16 protein-coding genes are annotated in these 18,848 nt (G+C 56.4%); 11 read left to right on the top strand and 5 right to left on the bottom strand.

Annotated elements, in window-relative coordinates; all coding sequences use genetic code 11:
• Window positions 1–20 precede the first annotated feature (20 nt).
• The 10 genes from BLW10_RS01195 to BLW10_RS14085 all read left to right on the top strand — a co-directional run bounded on the left by BLW10_RS01195 (window position 21) and on the right by BLW10_RS14085 (window position 6,589).
• Window positions 21–278: a hypothetical protein gene (locus BLW10_RS01195; protein ID WP_091331672.1), complete on the top strand. Its 258-nt coding sequence runs from the start codon at window positions 21–23 to the stop codon at window positions 276–278.
• The gene (locus BLW10_RS01190) at window positions 271–645 is read left to right on the top strand and encodes a response regulator (protein WP_091331671.1); all 375 of its coding nucleotides are present in this window, start codon (window positions 271–273) and stop codon (window positions 643–645) included. Before BLW10_RS01195 ends, BLW10_RS01190 begins: the two co-directional genes overlap by 8 nt.
• A 20-nt stretch (window positions 646–665) precedes the next feature.
• Window positions 666–1,934, top strand: coding sequence for a methyl-accepting chemotaxis protein (locus BLW10_RS14375; protein WP_091331669.1), 1,269 nt, complete (start codon window positions 666–668; stop codon window positions 1,932–1,934).
• Window positions 1,935–2,136: 202 nt separating this feature from the next.
• The gene (locus BLW10_RS01180) at window positions 2,137–2,994 is read left to right on the top strand and encodes an STAS domain-containing protein (protein ID WP_091331668.1); all 858 of its coding nucleotides are present in this window, start codon (window positions 2,137–2,139) and stop codon (window positions 2,992–2,994) included.
• Window positions 2,991–3,383 (top strand): STAS domain-containing protein, encoded by a 393-nt coding sequence (locus BLW10_RS01175; protein ID WP_091331666.1) that lies wholly within the window; start codon window positions 2,991–2,993, stop codon window positions 3,381–3,383. The genes BLW10_RS01180 and BLW10_RS01175 overlap by 4 nt, the downstream gene beginning before the upstream one ends.
• Window positions 3,376–3,786, top strand: coding sequence for an anti-sigma regulatory factor (locus BLW10_RS01170; protein WP_091331664.1), 411 nt, complete (start codon window positions 3,376–3,378; stop codon window positions 3,784–3,786). Before BLW10_RS01175 ends, BLW10_RS01170 begins: the two co-directional genes overlap by 8 nt.
• An 11-nt stretch (window positions 3,787–3,797) precedes the next feature.
• Window positions 3,798–4,265: an anti-sigma regulatory factor gene (locus tag BLW10_RS01165; protein WP_143116982.1), complete on the top strand. Its 468-nt coding sequence runs from the start codon at window positions 3,798–3,800 to the stop codon at window positions 4,263–4,265.
• A gap of 17 nt (window positions 4,266–4,282) precedes the next feature.
• Window positions 4,283–4,864, top strand: a complete 582-nt coding sequence (locus BLW10_RS01160; RefSeq protein WP_245709043.1) for a SpoIIE family protein phosphatase — start codon at window positions 4,283–4,285, stop codon at window positions 4,862–4,864.
• Complete coding sequence (locus BLW10_RS01155) at window positions 4,857–5,966, top strand: sensor histidine kinase (RefSeq protein ID WP_091331660.1); 1,110 nt, start codon at window positions 4,857–4,859, stop codon at window positions 5,964–5,966. Before BLW10_RS01160 ends, BLW10_RS01155 begins: the two co-directional genes overlap by 8 nt.
• Before the next feature lie 176 nt (window positions 5,967–6,142).
• Window positions 6,143–6,589 carry a DUF2934 domain-containing protein gene (locus BLW10_RS14085; protein WP_218139681.1) on the top strand — a complete coding sequence of 149 codons (447 nt, stop codon included), beginning with the start codon at window positions 6,143–6,145 and terminating at the stop codon, window positions 6,587–6,589.
• Window positions 6,590–6,634: 45 nt separating this feature from the next.
• On the opposite strand, the gene BLW10_RS01145 is transcribed toward BLW10_RS14085, so the two are convergent.
• Together BLW10_RS01145 and BLW10_RS01140 are read right to left on the bottom strand one after the other, a co-directional pair.
• A complete protein-coding gene (locus BLW10_RS01145; protein WP_091331658.1) occupies window positions 6,635–7,324 on the bottom strand; it encodes a DUF3334 family protein in 690 nt (229 codons plus the stop codon).
• A 134-nt stretch (window positions 7,325–7,458) separates the two neighbouring features.
• Complete coding sequence (locus tag BLW10_RS01140; RefSeq protein WP_091331656.1) at window positions 7,459–10,818, bottom strand: ABC transporter substrate-binding protein; 3,360 nt, start codon at window positions 10,816–10,818, stop codon at window positions 7,459–7,461.
• A gap of 226 nt (window positions 10,819–11,044) precedes the next feature.
• On the opposite strand from BLW10_RS01140, the gene BLW10_RS01135 reads away from it, so the two are divergent.
• On the top strand, window positions 11,045–12,910 hold the full coding sequence (locus BLW10_RS01135; protein ID WP_091331654.1) for an LTA synthase family protein: 1,866 nt from the start codon (window positions 11,045–11,047) through the stop codon (window positions 12,908–12,910).
• A gap of 24 nt (window positions 12,911–12,934) precedes the next feature.
• On the opposite strand, the gene BLW10_RS01130 is transcribed toward BLW10_RS01135, so the two are convergent.
• The 3 genes from BLW10_RS01130 to BLW10_RS01120 form a co-directional block, all read right to left on the bottom strand.
• Window positions 12,935–15,493 (bottom strand): two-component system response regulator, encoded by a 2,559-nt coding sequence (locus BLW10_RS01130; protein ID WP_091331652.1) that lies wholly within the window; start codon window positions 15,491–15,493, stop codon window positions 12,935–12,937.
• The gene (locus tag BLW10_RS01125; protein WP_091331650.1) at window positions 15,487–15,825 is read right to left on the bottom strand and encodes a hypothetical protein; all 339 of its coding nucleotides are present in this window, start codon (window positions 15,823–15,825) and stop codon (window positions 15,487–15,489) included. Before BLW10_RS01125 ends, BLW10_RS01130 begins: the two co-directional genes overlap by 7 nt.
• Before the next feature lie 89 nt (window positions 15,826–15,914).
• Entirely contained in the window at window positions 15,915–18,794 is a 2,880-nt protein-coding gene (locus BLW10_RS01120) for a response regulator (RefSeq protein ID WP_091331648.1), read from the bottom strand.
• Window positions 18,795–18,848 lie beyond the last annotated feature (54 nt).

Raw genomic sequence — 18,848 nt, 5'->3', positions numbered from 1 at the left:
GACTGGGAGACCGCGAGCCGATGGCGATTGAACTGAGCGACAGCACCCTGATTGCCCGCGAGCTGTTGAGTGTCGAAGAAGCTGAAACCGTGCTCGAATGGCTGATCCAGCATCCACGCGGCCAGCTTGATTTGACTGACTGTACCCATGTCCACGCGGCCAGCTTGCAAGTGCTGTTGGCCGCTCGACCCAAAATTAGTGCCTGGCCACGTCATGCTGCCCTTGCTGACTGGCTACAGGCCGCTTTGTTGTCTGAGGAACACGCCCCCCATGTCTAAAACGATTCTGGTTGTTGACGATTCAGCGACGATGGTGATGAGCCTGAAAGCCAGCCTCGAAATGGCTGGTTTTAAGGTTGAGACCGCCGGTGACGGCGTGCAGGCGCTTGATAAACTCAAATCTGGCGTCAAGCCTGATTTGATTATCACGGATATCAATATGCCCAATATGGGCGGCATGGACTTTATCCGTAACGCCCGCGCCCTGCCCGGACTGCGCTTTACGCCGATTTTGGCGCTGACGACTGAAAGCCAGCAGACCAAGCGCGATGAGGCCAAACAAATCGGCGCGACCGGCTGGCTGGTTAAGCCGGTGGGCGGTGCTGATTTGGTCAAGGTCATCAAACAAGTGTTACCCGGCGCTTAAAAGAATAGGGGCGCGTCGTTATGCCGTTTGTCAAGCCGCGTCGTTCTCTGATTGAAGCGACCCTAGCCCAGTCGCGTGCCTTGCGGCGGGTAATGGCGGCCCTGACCCTCATTGGTACCCTCGTGCTATCGCTATTGGTGTATCAAACGAATGATTGGATTGCGTTGATATCCGCACAACACGACATCGACGAAGGGCTGTTAGAAGCCTTGCTGGTTGGCAGTACGCTGCTTGCGACTAATTTTCTCGTCGGCTGGTTTGTCTTTCGGCTCAATTTCCGCACCACCGGTGCGATGAGCCAAGCGCTTGATAGCTTTGATGCCACGCTCCAAGACAATGAATTACGGCATCAGGCTGGTTCTGCGTCGCTGCTGCAACTAGCGGCGCTCGATCATGCCTTTGATGAACGCATTACTGAAGCCATTCACGATACCGAAAATTCGGCGCTTGATGTTATTAGTCGCGCCACGCGCTTAAATGATTCAGCCAGCACATTGCTCAATTATCTGCATCATTCCAACATGGATGTTACGGAGATGGAGCAGGATATTACTACTGGTGTTGATGATATCAGCGAAATTGCGCGGTTTGTCCAAGAATTGCCTGCTAAAATTCGCAATGATATGAATGCGATTCAGGCGATTATCCAAGACATCAGTCAATTAGAAGGGCTGGCAACTTCAATTAAAGACATCAGCAAACAGACCAATTTGCTGGCGCTCAATGCCGCGATTGAAGCGGCGCGGGCGGGCGAAGCGGGGCGCGGCTTTGCAGTGGTTGCCGGTGAAGTGCGGGCGCTGGCCAGTCGCGCCACAGCAGCGGCTAATAGTATCGAAGCTGGATTAAATAAAGCTCTCAGCGCCGTTGAGCGCAGTATGGAGTTGAATTTTCTCAGTGACTCCGATCAACAACTTGAGCAAGCAACGCATGTTGTCGGTTCGGTACATCGTCTGCGTGATAATTATGAAGATATGCGTCAGTTTTACAAAACGCTATTCTCGGTTGTCACCCAGCACAATACCAGTTTAGCTGAACAAATCGGCGATATGCTTGGTATTTTGCAATATCAAGATGTGGTTGGGCAGCGATTAGCACGGCTTCAGGTCACGATGCGTCGGCGCTCGGAGTTATTAGTGGCTGCCGGAGCGCCATCGGATAGTCTGCTTACACTTCCCGATGCGCTGAATGATTTGCATGTGGAATATTTAGAAGATGAATCATTGCACGCACGCTCACCAATCAGCGCAAATGGTGCCAGCAGTGGGCCGCCGAATATTGAATTATTCTGAAAGAAGAGGATTAGACAGGATTGACAAAATTATGACAGGATTAACAAGCTATAAATTTTTTAAAAAATCCTGTTAATCTTGAGAAATCCTGTCAATCCTGTCTAATTTCAACACACCATCCCGCTCATCGCCAGAAATGGTCTAAGATTAGGGTCAGCACTGCGAACCATCCCTGCGCCTTTTTAGGAATTATGATTTTAATATGAATACTGCCTTTCAACGCCTCCAACGCGAGCACCGCGCTGAGATTCTCACCGACTGGTTGCAGCATTTGGCAGCAGCGGTTGACCGGCATTCCCCGCATCCGCCCGGCCTTGATGCGCAGCGCGAATCGCTGTTTGATGCGGTTCTGACGACGCTGGCCGAGCGTCCCAACGCTCACGATTTCATGCTCGACCCCGATAGCGAACTTGGGCGCTATCTCAACCGCTTGGTCACCGAGCAGGCGCGGCAACTGGCGAGTCCGTCGGAAACCGTCGGGTCACTGTTGGCGCTCAAGCAACGGCTGGCACGCGCTCTGCTCGCGCTCGATCTCAGCAGCGATGCGGTCGTCGAATCGTTGTTGTGGCTGGATCGGCTGTTTGATGCGCTGTCACTCTTTGCCTTCAAAGCCTTTGTGGACATCCGCGAACGACTGATTACCGAGCAAAGCTTGTCGCTGCTTGAACTTTCGACCCCAGTGCTGAAACTCTGGCATCAGGTGCTGTTGCTGCCGCTGGTGGGTGTGATTGACACCCTGCGTGCCCGTCAAGTCACCGAACGGCTGCTCGAAGCCATCGCCGAGCATGAAGCGCGGGTGACGATCCTCGATCTCACCGGCGTGCCGGTGCTCGATACCAGTGTTGCGCAACATCTGATGAAAACTATCGACGCGGCGCGACTGTTAGGAACGCGCATCGTGATGACCGGCATCAGTCCCGAAGGGGCGCAAACGCTCACTAAACTCGGCATCCGCTTTGCCGATGTCGTCAGCCGCGCCACGCTCCGCGCTGGCATCGCCGAGGCGCTGTTGATTGTCGAGCGGCGTATTGCGCCGCTCAATAGCGAGCGCCAGCTATGAGGATCCCGATTCTGGAGCTGGAGCGGATTGTGTTGGTGTCGATTCAAGTCGATCTCACCGACAACGACGCGATGCAGTTTCAATCCGATCTCGTCGAGCGCGTGGCCAAAATCGAGGCACTGGGCGTCGCTATCGACATCACCGCGCTCGATGTGGTCGATTCGTACATGGCGCGGGTCATCAACGATACGGCTAACATGGTGCGCCTGCTCGGGGCCGAGGTGGTGATCTGCGGCATTCAGCCCTTTGTTGCCCTGACGTTGATCGAAATGGGGCGCGGCCTGCTCGGGGCCGATTGCGCGTTTAACTTGGCGCAAGCCCTCGAAATCCTCAAGCGTCGCATCGCCAAGCGGGGCGATACCCGCTTTATCGAGGACGAGGATGTCTGAGCATTTTGCTACTGAGCGCCTGCCGATTCGCTCCATGCTCGATATCGTCACGGCGCGTCATGCCGCTCGTGAACTCTGCGAGCGTCTCGGCTTCGGCAAGGCCGATCAGACGCGCATCGCCACGGCGGTGTCAGAACTGGCCCGCAACGTCATCCAGTACGCTGGTGAAGGTCAGTGCAGCATCGCCGACGACTCGCAGGGTACACACCGCTGCATCCGCGTCTGTATCGAAGATCACGGGCCGGGCATTCCCGATCTGGAGCAGGCCTTGTGCGACGGCTACAGCACCAGCGGTGGATTAGGCGCAGGCTTGCCGGGCACGCGCCGTCTGGTCGATGAATTTGAGATCCAATCCGCACCCGGAGCAACACGCATCACCATCGCTCTCATCAAACGTGGATAACGGCTACCGGTATGTTGTTGATACAGGATTGCGTGGTGCCACCACCGCTGCATTGGCCAACTCCCTACGGCTATGAGACAGCGGTCTATCTGCCGATTCATTGGGAATCGGATGTGATGGCCGCCAGTCGTCAAGCACGTCAGTTAGCCGAACGCTTAGGCTTTTCGCGCAGTGCCGCCTATCACATCGCGACCGCTGCCTCGGAGCTGGCCAATAATGCGCGGCTCCATGCCGGCGGCGGTTGGCTCTATGCCAATGCGCTGTTTGATGCGACGGGTGAAACCGTCATCGGTCTGGAACTGATCGTCGAGGATAGCGGCCCAGGGATCGCCGATCCCGAACTGGCGCTCACCGACGGCTATAGCACCGGCTCGGGGCTGGGCTGTGGTCTACCCGGTGTCAAACGCTTGATGGATGCCTTTAGCCTCGAAGCAGTGCCGAGCGGCGGGGTGCGCGTGCGGGCGATCAAATGGCGGTAACACCGCTGGCTCAACCTGTGGCGCAAATCGGGTGCGCCCTGCGGCCACTGCCCGGCGAGCCGGTCTGCGGCGATCAAATTGGCTGTTGGCGACAACCGAACGGCTGGCGGCTGGCGCTGGCCGATGGCTTAGGTCACGGCAGCGCCGCGCATCAGGCGGCAACCCGCGTGATGCGCGAGTTAAGCGCCCATCTTGACCTAGATCTCAACACCCTGTTTGACCACTGCGACCGCGCCCTGATAGATACACGCGGGGTGGCGCTGGCGGTGGTGGATATTGATTTGACCGCCTCACGTTTCGTACAAGCCGCAGTCGGCAATATTCGCACCGTGCTCCAACAGGCGCAGGGCACCAAACGCCTCAGCGGAGCACGCGGGATCGTTGGGGCCGGATTCGATGGCCTGCGCCTCGAACAGCTCGCGCTGACAGCGGGCGATTGGCTGCTGATGTTTTCCGATGGCTTGCCGGAAAATGCCGGCTTTCTCGACGCCGTGCCGCACGCTCTCCACCCACCCTCTGACCAACTCGCCGCACAGTGGCTCGAACACTGGGCCACTGTGCGTGACGATGCCAGCCTGTTGCTCTATCGTCATGGTTGAATCCGAACTCGTTTCTGCGTCATCGCGCCACGACATCGCCCGACTTTATGCCGATGTTTTACAGCGAGCCGTGTTTGCGAAAGATGCGATCACACTGGAAATGGCGCTGATCGAAGCCTCTGATTTGGGGCGCGATCTGATTGCGCTCGAAATTCCGCTCGAAGAGGTCGGTGAACTGCATCACGAAGCCTTGCTGCATCTGGCACAAGCCAATCCCAGCTTGCCACTCGGACAGGTCGCCGCTCGCGTTACCGCGCCGCTGATGGAAGCGTCGATGGCCTATAGCTTGGCGTTTCGTGAACAGCTTGAGCACCGCGCCATGACGCTGGTGAATGCGCGGCTCGAACAATCGCGCCGCCTCGAAGCGATTGGCACCCTAGCCGCCGGCATTGCCCATGATTTCAATAACATCCTCGGCGCGATTCTCGGTTTTAGCGAGCTGCTTGAAGATGATCTGGCTCCCGAATCAGCCGGTCGCCGTCATGTGCAATATATTCAACAAGCCAGCTTTCGCGCCCGCGATCTGATTGCGCGGATGCTTGCTTTTGCCCGCGATCTGACCGACGCGCCGGTGCCGGTCGAGGTGATCGCGCTTGTCGATGAAACCCTGACGCTGCTCCGCGCATCGCTGCCGGTCAATGCGCGGGTCGCCTTTACCGCCGAACTCGATGCCGCGTGGGTGCTGGCCGAGCCGAGTCAAATTCAGCAAATTGTGATGAATCTGTGCATCAATGCTGCCGATGCGCTGGGCGCGAGCGGCGGCCATATCGACATCCAGCTTGCGCCCAAACCAGCGCCCGCCGACGCGGCACACGCAACGCCAGAATGGTTGCGCCTGACCATCAGCGACGACGGCGAAGGCATGACGCCCGAGGTGCGCGAGCGGGTATTTGATCCCTTTTTCACCACCAAAGCGCCGGGCAAAGGCAGCGGGCTGGGGTTATCGGTGGTGCATGGGCTGGTGAGCAAACTCGGCGGGCAGATTGAGCTAGAAAGCGAACCCGGACACGGCAGCCGCTTTGTGATCGAGTTGCCGCGTTTGGTCGCCGAACCAGAGGCAGAATCCGGCGATGGAGCTGATGCGGATACGGCAGCACCCTGAGCGGAGCGTGAGCGGCGAGCGGGTCAATCACGGCCCAATCAATGCTGTCAGTCACGCTGCTTGGCACTGATAACAGTGCGACAACTCAGGCACAAACCGTTATAAACCCGCCGTATCCCAGAATTGTTGTGTATGCTATACAACATGCCAACCGAATCGAAAAAACGAGCGACGACATGGCTGATAATCAGATCGTAACCAAAAAAACCGCAGCGAAAAAAGCAAGCACACCTAAAGCGGTCGAGCACGCCCCGTCTGCGCCCGCGCCCGCGACCCCTGCCGCACCCGCTGCTCAAGCGGCGCACCCCAGCAAAGCGACCAGCGCACCCAAACGCGCCACGAAAGCAGCCAGCAAGACTGCATCCGCTGCGCCGACGGCAAGCGCGAAACGTGGCAAAACCAGTGCCGCCGCCGCGCCGCCCAAGCTTTCCGATCATCAAGGTAGTTTGCGCCAATTAGCGACAGTTTCAGAAGAAAAACGCCAAGATATGATCCGCGAAGCAGCCTATTACAAAGCTGAAAAACGCAACTTTGCCCCGGGCCATGATGCGGAAGATTGGGCCGCCGCCGAGCGTGAAATTGACGAACTGATTGCGCGGGCGCGGGTGATGACCGGGCGCTAATGTATCGCGCCCGATCATTTTATATGACTGCTATTTAACGCAGCGTCAAATTCCTAGCTCGTCGAGCAAATCTTGATCGACGAGCGATTGATTGGCATTTTGCGGAGCAGATGATGATTGCGCGGCTAAGTTTTTCTGGTTAATTTCTTCGACGATGCGATCAGGATTGATTTCTTCGCTCTCGAAGTCATGGAGCTTAATAAACTTAGTGCGATCCATCGCCAGCTCCATATAAAACACATTATGACCGGCAGTTGAAAACGCCACCCGCCGCGCTTGGGGTTGATCGAGATTCGTATCAATACTAACCAAGACTTCTTTATTGATCGTGAGCATTTTGGGCTGATTTTGATTGATCGAAACCAGCAGCTCACTTCCGATCTTGCCAGTAAAATCCCCGACAATTTGATTCATCAGCTCGCCGAGCATATTGCCGACTTCTTCTGAGGTATGGCGGGTCGCTAATTCCGATTCGGGCATTCCCATACTCATCATATAGGCGCGATAGAGTTCCATTGCGGATTGCGCCGAGAAATTGATGATGACCAAGCCAGAAAAGCCGCCATCGAATAGCACAAAACAGCCGATATCGGGTCGCAGACAGGTGCGGGTAATTTTTTGCACCATCGGCGAATACTCAATCTGAGTTTTGGTCGCCGCTGACAGCACCCGTTTAACCGAAGTGCAGAGAATCAACAGGATATCGTCTGTTGAAATAACATCTTTTTTGAGCACGAATGTCGTTCCTCAAGTGAGTGGGGGGTGTTTGTTAGCTTTCAGTCGCCAGCTTCCAGCTATTTTGGATGAGAAGCTGACGCTTCGTAACCAGATAAGCTGGCGGCTGGAAGCTGATAGCTGGCAGCTTATATTCAACGCCTCGGATCATCACGCCCACCATCCCAATTCGTCGGTAACGACTGGGTTTCCGGTGCAAACGCGACAATAAAGTTGTAACAGACTCGCGGATCTTGCGCCATTTCCAGAAAATCAATGGCACGTCCGCATTGACCCTGAAAGAGCGAACCCGGGCGAATATGTTCAATATCTCGAAAACCCATACTCCAGCCAACAAATGCGCGTTGTTGAATCCCGCCCTCAAAAACAATGCGCAAATTATGATGGCGTGGATCGCGGCGAATCCGCTCCCAGACAGCTTGCAGTCGCGAGCGTTGGCCTTCAAGTATTTGCATAAACGATTGATTAAAATACAATAAAAAGCCGGTAATGCCCTGAGCACGATTGAGTTCGCGTGTGCCATCGAGCAGCGTTTTTAATTCTGCTTCGTTCATTGGGCGCACGGATTGACTAACATAGAGCAGCGAATACAAATCATCCGATGTCACTAAACGACCAGCGGCGCTCGATTCATGCAGCAAGCTGACAAATTCATCCGGCGGCAGCGGGCGATAAAAATGAAAACCCTGCACATAATCACAGCCGAGATCACGCAAATAGCCAAACTGACTGGCATTTTCTACGCCTTCAGCAATCACCTTGAGATTCATCGCTCGCGCCATACCACAGACCGCCCGCACAATCGCACGGCTATCATGGCGCTTATCCAGTCCATCGACAAATTCGCGGTCGATTTTGAGCGTACTCAGCGGTAAGCGCAATAATTGCGCTAAAGATGAATAGCCGGTGCCAAAATCATCGACTGCGACGCGCAACCCTAAACTGGCTAATTGATGCAGCACGCTGAGATTAAAAATCACATCGCTCATCAGCGAGGTTTCCGTTAATTCCAGCACAATCCGCTCGGGATCGGCTCCGCTTGCGGTGAGCATGGCGCGAAATTCATCAACCAGCCCATCGTCATTTAATTGACGCGCCGAGACATTCACGCTCACATAGGGCGCTTCAGTGCCAAATTGATCGCGCCACTGTTTTTCAGCGAAACAGGCTTGTTGAAACACCCATTTGCCAATCGGCACAATCGAGCCGCTCATTTCAGCAATCGGAATAAAGTGCGCGGGTGAGACTTCGCCACCACTCGGAAACCAGCGCAAGAGTAATTCCGCACCGCGCACAATTTGCGACTGCGCACAGAGAATCGGCTGAAAGCGAATTTGAAATTCATCGCGCTCAATGGCTTGTCTTAAACCATTGGTAATATCGAGACGGCGGCGGGCTTGTTCGTGAATTTCTTCGCTAAAAAATCGCCAGCCATCGCGGCCTTGTTCTTTGGCCTGATACATCGCTGAATCAGCATTGCGCAATAAATCATCGGCGCTATGCGTGGTGCCGTGACCAATGGCTAATCCAATGCTGGCTGTCGCAAATAATTGTTGTCCTAAAATAGTGACCGGCTCGCGCAATAAATCATTGATCCGATCCGCGAGACCGGCGACCGTCGCAGGTGCGTCAATCTGCTCGCAAAGAATGATAAATTCATCACCGCCTAAGCGGGCAATGGTATCGCCCGGACGCACATGATCGACTAAGCGTTGCCCAATGGTTTTGAGTAATTCATCACCAATTTGATGGCCGTGACTGTCATTGACGAGCTTAAACCCATCTAAATCAATACACAGCAGCGCAACGCTTGCGCCCTGACGTTTTGAGCGGCGCAGTGCGCGTTCGAGCCGTTCCTGAAACAAAGTGCGATTAGGTAGGCCAGTGAGCGGATCGTGAATCGCCTGCCACACTAATTCTTCTTCAGCGCGTTTGCGGTTGGTGATGTCGAGCAGGGTCGCAATAATCAGGGTGCGCGTGCCGGTTCGTAACTGTGAGAGTGAAATTTCAATCGGAAATATAGAGCCATCTTTGCGATACCCGCTCAGTTCGGAGCGTTCGCTCATACGCCGTTCGGCCATCGGCTCCTGCAAAAAGTGTGCGATATGACCAGCATGCGCTGAACGAAATTGCGGCGGAATCAATGCGTGCAGCGGCAGCCCGAGTAACTCTGCGACGCTGTAGCCGAACATGTCCGCGCCGCGTCGATTGGCCTCGGCAATCAGCCCATCGGCGCTGATAGCGAGCACGCCAATATCAATGTTGGCAAGAATGCTGTCGTGCGTGGTGTCGGTCGCGGTCGCCGCGAGCGCAGCTGCCGCTGGCTGCGGGTCGGGGAGCTGAGACGTGCGCTGTGCGTTGGCGCGATAGCGTTCGGGAATATGCGGCGGCAGGCGACCAAAGGCGGTCACGATCTCAAAACGCCCGTCCAGCGTGCCGCGTGCCAAATAGGTGTTGACGTGGGCATGATGGGTTGCGGCATCCATGCACACGGTTCCCTGTGGGCCGTCGATGGTGACCTGTTCTAAGGCAGTCAGCACCGCATCTGTTTGCAGCGAACCAGCTTGATTGACCGCGTGCGCAAATGCCTGCACACACAGATAGACGCCTTCGCCAAAATTGGTCAACACGCCATTGCCAGTCGGCCACAGGCCGGTAACGTCCGGCAGTGTCGCAAGTGCTTGGAGATAGCGGTGATTGATGGGGGTGTCGAGCGCCATAAAATAGGTATTACACGAGTACAGCCCGTCGCGCACCTCTGGCGCAAGGGTTGCGGCCATCGCCTCGTCATAATGCCCCATGACCACCGCCATACGCCGTTGTAATCCAAGCTGGGCAAAGCGCGTGAGTAATTGCGCCTGTTCGGAGCCGACAAAATAGGGCACAAACACATCCGCCCCCGAATAGCGCACGCGGTCGAGCAGTTCATCAATTGGCGCTTGGCCTAATGGAAAATAGTCCTCGCCCACCACCTCGCCGCCCCATTCACGCAGCGCACGCAGTGCGGCGTCAATTGAGCCACGCGGCCATTCGTAATTGCTGCCAGCAAAAAACATCTTGGCCCCAATTGCGCGGGCCATGTAGGGAATCATGCGGTCGATTTGTTGATTCGGCAGGGCGGCAAAATGGAAAAAATAGCGGCTGTGAATACTGCCTTCATAAAACGAGAAATTCAGATAGGGCACTTGTCGCACATCAGCGACCTGACTGGCAACCGCGATGCGTGAATTGGAGAGCAAATTCCCAATCAGCGCCACACAGCCGGATTCATCTAGCAGGCGTTCGGCAGCAGGCACAGCGGTTTCCGGCAAGCTGCCATCATCGGCGACGCTCAGTTCGAGCGGTCGCCCCAATACGCCGCCAGCGGCGTTGACTTCAGCGCACGCAATCTGCCCAGCCCAAACAATCTCTTGGCCATAGATAGAAACCAAGCCCGTCAAGGGACTGAGCAGACCTAAGCGAATCGGCGAGGTGGACGTGATGAAATCGGTCATGGTGCATCCAGGGATCCGGCGAAACGTGAGCGACCCGCGATCAAGAGCAAGCGCGGCTGCAAAACAGGTCGATTATAGGCAAGTTGCTGGGGTCGCGGTTCAGTGACGAAACATTATGGAAAAATGGCGATTTGGTGAAGATTCTGCGACAACGCTGTGACGCATTCGGTACGCTTCTCCGGTCACAATCGGCTTTGTCACTGCTATTTTGGATGTTTTCGCCGCCATGATCCGTGTTCCTGCTCTCACGCATCCTTACCCGCGTCTGCTCGCTTGGTGTGCGGCGCTGATGGCTGTCGCTCTCTGGCACGCGCTTGCGCTCTGGATCAGCAATCATCTGCTCGACATGCGCCTCGCGGATGCCGCCTATCTGCGCGATCTGCTCGCGCATCTGTTATTGGGCGCGGTGTTGTTTGCGCTGGCACAGTCGTTACCGCGCTTTTTGCTGGCAGCAATGGCGCTGTTGAGTGTGCTGACCTTTAGCAATGCGATGAAGCTCGCCACCCTCGGCGCACCACTGATGCCGGATGACTTCGCCGCCGCTCGCAATCTCTTCCTACTCTTCGAGGGCTGGACACTGATCGGCGCGGGGCTGCTGGTGGCGGTGCCGACACTGCTGGTGCTCGGATCAATCGCTTGGACGCGGCGCACAACCTGGATCACGCTGGCACTGCTCGCGGGGGCGATCACGGCGCTGCTGCAATTTCCGGTACCGCTAATAGCCCAGATGGATCGCCATTTTGGGCATTCCGTCTGGAATCAACCAGCGAATTATCAGGCGCGTGGCTTGCCGATTCATCTACTGCAAGAAACCAGCCGCGCTCTGGCGCGGCGCGAGCCACCGCCGACGGTCGCGCAGGTCGATACTGCGCTGCAACAGCTTGCGGAGTTGTCTACTGCGCCGCTGCTGCCCGTCAACACATCGCTCGCGGCACCGCATCCAAAACGTGCGCTGCACATGATCGTGCTCGAATCGTTTTGGGATCCGACGCTATTAACCGCCGCGCACTTATCTGCCGATCCGCTCGATCCGGCATTTCGGCAACTCTGGGCGCAAGCCGGTCAAGCGCATTTGCTCGCGCCGGTATTCGGCGGTTACACAGCTAATACCGAATTTGAAGTGCTCTGCGGTTTTCCAGTCACCGCAGATAACGTCTTTTTTGAAACCGGACTCAAGCGCGATGTGCCCTGTTTACCAGCGCATTTGCGTGAAGCGGGTTATCACAGTCTGGCATCGCATCCGAATGCTGCATCATTTTGGAATCGCGTTAATGCCTATCGGCGCATTGGTTTTGAAACCTATTGGTCAGAGCGCGATTTTGTATTAGATGACATGAATCGCGCTTTTCTCAGCGATGCGTCATTATATCGACAAGTCATGGATAAGCTGGCGCATCAAGCGCATGATCCGCGTCCGGTGTTTAATTATATCCTCACCTATTTTGGTCATCTGCCTTATCCATTAAACGAACACCGTCCGCCGCTTATCACCGCCGCTGCTGGACATGACATCATCGCCGCTTATGCCAATACGCTGTATTACAAATCGCGTGAATTGATGGATTTTGTGCGCACTGTACGCGCAACCGATCCCGAAGCGTTAATTGTACTATTTGGCGATCATTTGCCAGCATTAAAACCGAATTTTGGCGGCTATACCGAATCGGGTGTCTTAGCACCTCAGCGCGGCGCATTGACCGATGCGATGTTTCGTACTTTAGTCGCAACGCCGTTGATTGTAATTGATGGTAAGCGCGGGCCGCTGGCCGTCGGCGATCTGCCGGCCTATCAGCTTCCGGCGCTGCTGCTGGAATTGCTCGGCGACACGCGCCCGAGTCTGTTGCAGCTAACTGCGTCGCAGCAAACCGCCGAGCGCGTGCGCCCGTTGCCCGGCGTGCATTGGGCGGTGACGGCGCATGGGGAGCGGGTATGTCGTGGGCAGGCGAACGATGCGCCGGACTGCGCCGCTTCAACGCGCTGGCTGCAAGCGTTAAAAACGGTGCGCACCGATCTATTTAGCGGTCAGCAACATACGCTGTTAGACCTGCATCGACCCAAGCAGCGGCTACGGGCGGCGGGGGTGGGGTTGTGAGTAGGGGGGGGTTGGTCATGAAGCTCAAGCGTCGTGACCGGAAAAATCCCCCCGCGCCTGCACCAAAAACGCCGTGATTTCATCAACGGGCAGCGGGCGGCTAATCAAATAGCCCTGAATCGCATCGCATCCGAGCGCCAGCAGATAATCGGCTTGTTCCGATGATTCCACACCTTCGGCGAGCACGTTTAATCCCAGACTATGCCCGAGTGCAATAATGGCGCGGACAATCGAGGCATTGCTGCTATTAGTGGTCATATCGCGGACAAAAGATAAATCAATCTTGAGTTTTTGCGCAGCGATGCGTTGCAAATACCCAAATGACGCATAGCCGGTGCCGAAATCATCAATCGATAGCCGCACGCCAAGCGCCCGCAATTCCGTTAATGATGTAAAAGACTGCTCGCTGTCAGCCATAATAAAGCTTTCGGTGATTTCTAATTCGAGGCGTTGCGGCGGAATGCCGGTTTCATCCAGAATTTTCTGCACGCGCTCTACTAAACTACCATGACTGAGCTGTACGGCTGAGACATTCACCGCTGTTTGTTGCGGCGCAATGCCGGTTTCTAACCAATGCTTAATTTGGCGACAGGCGGTGCGCAACACCCATTCACCCATGCTTACAATTAAACCGCTTTCTTCGGCCAGAGGAATAAAATCCCCAGGCGGCACTAATCCGCGCTGTGGATGTCGCCAGCGCACTAAGGCTTCTAGCCCAACTAATTTGCGGTGCGGCAAATCAACCTGCGGTTGATAATACAACAGTAATTCATCGCGTTCGATAGCGCGGCGCAAATCGGCTTCTAAACGAAGCCGCGTTTTAGCGCGTTGCGTCATTTCGGGTGAAAAAAAGCGTAATAACCCGCGTCCCTGTTGTTTAGCTTGATGCAGCGCCGTTTCCGCATTGCGCTGTAACAGCTCGCCATCTGCGCCATCAGTCGGATAGAGCGCCACGCCAATGCTGGCCCCAATATAAACCGGAGTGCCGTCGATTAAAAATGGTTGTTTTAAGCTATCTAGCAAATGTTGGGCGCTTAAATCAATGCCGGGTTGCTCGCTGTCAAAATCGAGAATGACATTAAATTCATCGCCACCAATCCGCGCTAATGTTCGATTATCGGGCAGCAGCGCCTGCAAACGACGACTGACGGCAATAATGAGTAAATCGCCGAGACTATGCCCGAGGCTTTCATTGATGGTTTTGAAATTGTCGAGATCGAGAAACAGCAACGCTAAACGGCTGTGCGTATGCGCTGCGTGCTCAATGGCATTGTGGAGTAATTCCCGAAACAGCGAGCGATTGGCGAGGCGCGTTAAGGGATCGCGGTGGGTAATAAAGTCGAGTTTTTGTTCAGCGCGACGGCGCTCAGTAATATCGCTATTTGAACCGCGCCGCCCTAAATAGCGCCCTGAACGGTCATAAACGGGTGTGCAAATATGTTCAATCCAGCGTTCATTCTGTTGGCGTGAGCGCAGTCGAAACATCAACGGGCCAACTGTACCCTCGGCATTGCTGGCATGGTTGCGCCAATTGCTCAAATCATCGGGATGAATCAGCCGCTCCATTAACTCGGGATCGGCAAAAAATTCCGCTGGTGCATAGCCAGAAATCGCCTCGCACGCCGGTGAGACATAGAGATATTGCCCATCGGGGCCGTTCCAATATTCCCAATTTGGCGAATAATCAGCGAGCACGCGATATTTTTCTTCGCTCTGTTCTAATAATGCTGTGCGCTGGGCGACTTGCGCTTCGAGTTCATGGCGTAGACGCGCTAATTCCAAATGTGTGCGTACCCGTGCGCGCACTTCGTCAATATCAAACGGCTTGGTGATGTAATCGGCAGCACCAGCAGCAAACCCCCGTACTTTTTGCTCGGTCGCATCAATGACGGTGACAAAAATCACCGGCAGCCGATTCCCAACCGGCAAGGCTTTAATCTGACGGCAGGTTTCATAACCATCCATTTCGGGCATCAAAATATCGAGCAGCACCAAATCGGGCGGATGGGCACTGGCGACGCGCTCGACGGCTTTCGCGCCCGAACAGGCGACCTGAATGCGATAGTCGTCTTTGAGGGCTTCAAGCAGTTCGTGGATATTGCCCGGCATATCATCGACGACCAGCAGACTGGGGCGCTGGCTCAAATCGACCGGCGCAACTGGCGCGGCGAGGTCAAACAGCAGCGGCTGTCGCCGATAGTGGCGCAGTTGCAGGTGCGTGCTGAGGCGACGGCGCAACAGTTCGGAGTTGATCGGCTTGGTGATGTAATCGGCAACGCCGAGTTTGAGGCGGCGTGCTTCATCAGCGGATTCCGCGAGCGCGGTGACGAAGATCACCGGAATTTCAGCCGTGAGCGGATTAGCTTTTAGATGCGCGAGTACCGAATAGCCGTCCATGCCCGGCATCTTAATATCGAGCAGGATCAGATCCGGCAGCGGCGTGCGCTGCGCGAGTTCGAGCGCCTTTTCCCCATTGGTTGCGGCAGTGATGGCGTAATCGTCGCGGAGCATCTGCATCAATGCGTGCAAATTTTCGTGCACATCATCGACGATCAGAAGACGCGGGCGGTGCGCGTTCAGCATGAGGCAACATCCGTTTCAGTGTCTAAACGTGTGCGCAAGGCATGAGTCAGTGCTAAGGCGTCGTCGATTGCAAAGACTTCAAACTGTTCAGCAATCGCGGCGACCGCAGCGGCGACGGTCGCATCTGGGGCAGCGGCGCGTAATTGCGCCAGCAGCGGTTCAACTGCACCTAAATCATAGCTTAAGGCTTGGAGCAGATGCGCGACCACTGTTTGTAGCTGTTCGCGGGTCAGCGGCGCGGCGGCGGGCGCGGGGGCCAGCGCATCTGTCGCCTGTTCGAGGGTTGTGATCTCGTCGATCAACCGCGCCCAGTTGTCATGTAACGGCTGCAAGGTAGCGGCAGACGGGCATTCCGTGCGCTTGAGTTGCTCGTCGAGTTGATTGAGCTGGTCATAAAGCTGAGTTGCGCCGAGATTGCCGACTAAGCCTTTGAGCGCATGACAGTACGCCTCGGCTTCAGACAGAGGCGCGGTGATGAGCAGTCGTTCGAGCGTGGCGCTGCCTCTGTGTAATGTTGACGAAAACGCGCTAACTGTTTGCGATAGGCGTCCACACGCCCGCCGATGCGATGCACACCTTCGCGCACGTTCAGTGTTGTGAGCTTGGCTAATTCCGGCGGCAGCGGCACAGAGTCGCGGTCGTTGGGCGCGTCGGGCGCAAGCGGTCGCCCGATCCAGTGCGCGAGCACTTGGAACAGATGCGCCGGATTGATCGGTTTGCTGACATGATCGTTCATCCCAGCGGCGCGACTGCGTTCGGTATCCTGCGCCATCGCCAGCGCGGTCATGGCGATAATCGGCAACTGCGCAAACCGCTCGCCATCGGGCACGGTCGCGGCTAATGCGCGAATGCGGCGCGTGGCTTCGAGGCCGTCGAGTTCGGGCATCTGAATATCCATCAACACTGCGTCATAATCCGCCTGCTGTACCTGCGCAACGGCGGCTTGCCCATCAACGGCTTCATCGACCAGCAAGCCGACACTGCGCAGTAATTCACTGGCAAATTCACGGTTAATCGCATTGTCCTCGACCAACAGCACCCGCGCTCCGGCTAACTGGGTCGGTGCGGCGACCGTTGGCGCGTGCGTACTGGGCGCTTCAGGCGCATCAAGCAGTCGCCCGCGTCCAAGCACCGAGAGCGTGGTATCGAGCAGGGTTGAGGGCGAGACCGGCTTAATCAAAAAGCCATCGACGCCGGCTTGTTCGGCCAGTCGTCGCACATCTTCGCGTCCATAGGCCGTGACCATGACGATCTTGGGCGGCGGCATCAACAGCGGGTCACGATGAATACAGCGCGTGGTTTCATCGCCAGTCATGCCCGGCATCCGCCAATCCATCAGCACTAGATCATAGGGCTGTGCGGTCGCGGCCCGCACGGCGGTGAGCGCCGCTGCCCCGTTGGGAACGGTATCGACGGTGATCTGAAACACGCGCAACATCTCGGCGAGAATTTCCCGCGAGACGGCATTGTCATCGACGACCAACAGCCGCACGCCGTCGAGCAGCGGGCTGGTTTGCGCAATCAGCGCCTGGCGTCGTGCCAACGCCTGCTGCGCGATCTGCAAGCGCACCGTCAAACAAAAGGTCGTGCCCTGACCCGGAGTTGATTCTTCGATCCACAGCCGCCCGCCCATCAGCTCAACTAAGCGTTTGCTGATCGCCAAGCCTAGCCCTGAGCCACCAAAGCGGCGCGTGGTCGATTGATCGGCTTGAGTAAAGGTCGCAAACAGCCGCGCCTGCGCCTCGGCAGTTAAGCCAATGCCGGTATCACGCACACAAATTTGCAGCCTCAGTGTCTGCGCATCCCGACTGAGCTGGCGCAGCGCCAGTTCGATTTCGCCGCGTTCGGTGAACTTGAGCGCATTGCCGCACAGATTCACTAGCACCTGCGTCAAGCGCAGCGGATCGCCGATCAGCGTCGGCGGAATGTCGATGTCATAGCGGATCAAAAACTCGATGCCCTTGCGCTCGGCCTGTCCGCCGATGGTATCCGTCACCTGTTCGAGCAGACGGTCGAGACCAAATTCGACCTGTTCGAGCGTGAGTTTGCCAGCCTCGATTTTGGAAAAGTCGAGAATGTCATCAATCAAGCTCAAAAGGGTCTGAGCCGATTGATGCGCCTTGCTCAGATGATTGTGGACATCGGGCGTCAGCGGTTTGTTGAGCGCCAGATGCAACATGCCCAAGATCGCGTTCATTGGGGTGCGAATCTCGTGGCTCATATTGGCGAGAAATTCCGATTTCAGGCGCGTGGCGGCTTCGGCGAGGGATCGCGCCGCCTGCATCTCTTCCATCAAGGCTTGCAGCTCTGCGGTACGCGCCGCGACCTGAGATTCGAGATTGGCCCGTTCATCTTCCAGCGCCTGGGTGGTGCGCACCAGCGCCCGCGTGCGCTGCGCGACCAGCCAGCGCAACAGCATACTGAGCACGAGCAGCAGTACCAGCCCCACACCCAAGCCCAATAGCGACCAGCCGACCCAATGCGGAATCAGCACCTGCGGCGGCAATGCCATCGCCTGACGCAGTGCAGTGAAATAAATCGAGTTGGCATCACGTCGCCATGCGGTGAGATGGGCGTCGAGCTGGGCAAGCAGATCGGCGTTGTGCTGCTTGGTGGTCGCAAAATAGAGCGTACTGGGGAGAAACAGAATCGGCGTCTCGCGCAGGCGATACTGTGCGCCATTGCGAGCGGCAAAAAAGCTGTTGGTCACCACCGCATCGGCGGCTCCGGCGACCACAGCGGCATAGCCGGCTTCGAGCGAGCCGACTGGCACGGCTTGATAATCCTGACTGACCCCGCGCATCAACTGATCGAAAAACGTCTGTTGAATGCCGCCGTGCAGCACCGCGATGCGTCGCCCGGCCAGATCGTCGAGACTGTAGATCGGCAACTCCGGGCGGCTGTAGAGCTGCGACCAACTGCTTGCGACAGACACCTGATGAAAGTCAAAGCGTTGCGCCCGTTCGCTCGAAAACGCGACATCGGGCATCAAATCGAGTTCAGCAGCGGCGAGCTGGTCGAGACAGTCTGACCATTGGCAGGGAACATAGCTTAACTGCCAATTTTCGGCGCGGGCGATGGCCTCCAACAACTCGATAAACAGCCCAGCCGGATGGCCGGTGGCATCGGTGTAAACTTTGGGCGGATTTTGATAGAGACCGACGCGCACCAAGCGCGGCGCGTGCGGTGCGTCGCTGGCCAGCCAGAGCCACAGACTGCCAGCGGTCAGCAGTACAAGCAGACTGAGCAGCACCAGCGCGGCGCGATGGGGAAGGTGGGTGCGGTGTAAGCGTAGAACCATGAAACGCGGCACCCTCGAAACAGTTGTTGGCGGTTATGCCAGTCGGCGCACCTG

This window comes from Allochromatium warmingii (assembly GCF_900107145.1).
Lineage (GTDB): Bacteria > Pseudomonadota > Gammaproteobacteria > Chromatiales > Chromatiaceae > Thermochromatium > Thermochromatium warmingii.
Note: the sequence above shows the minus strand (reverse complement) of the source record. Positions and strands in the feature narration are given on the sequence as shown.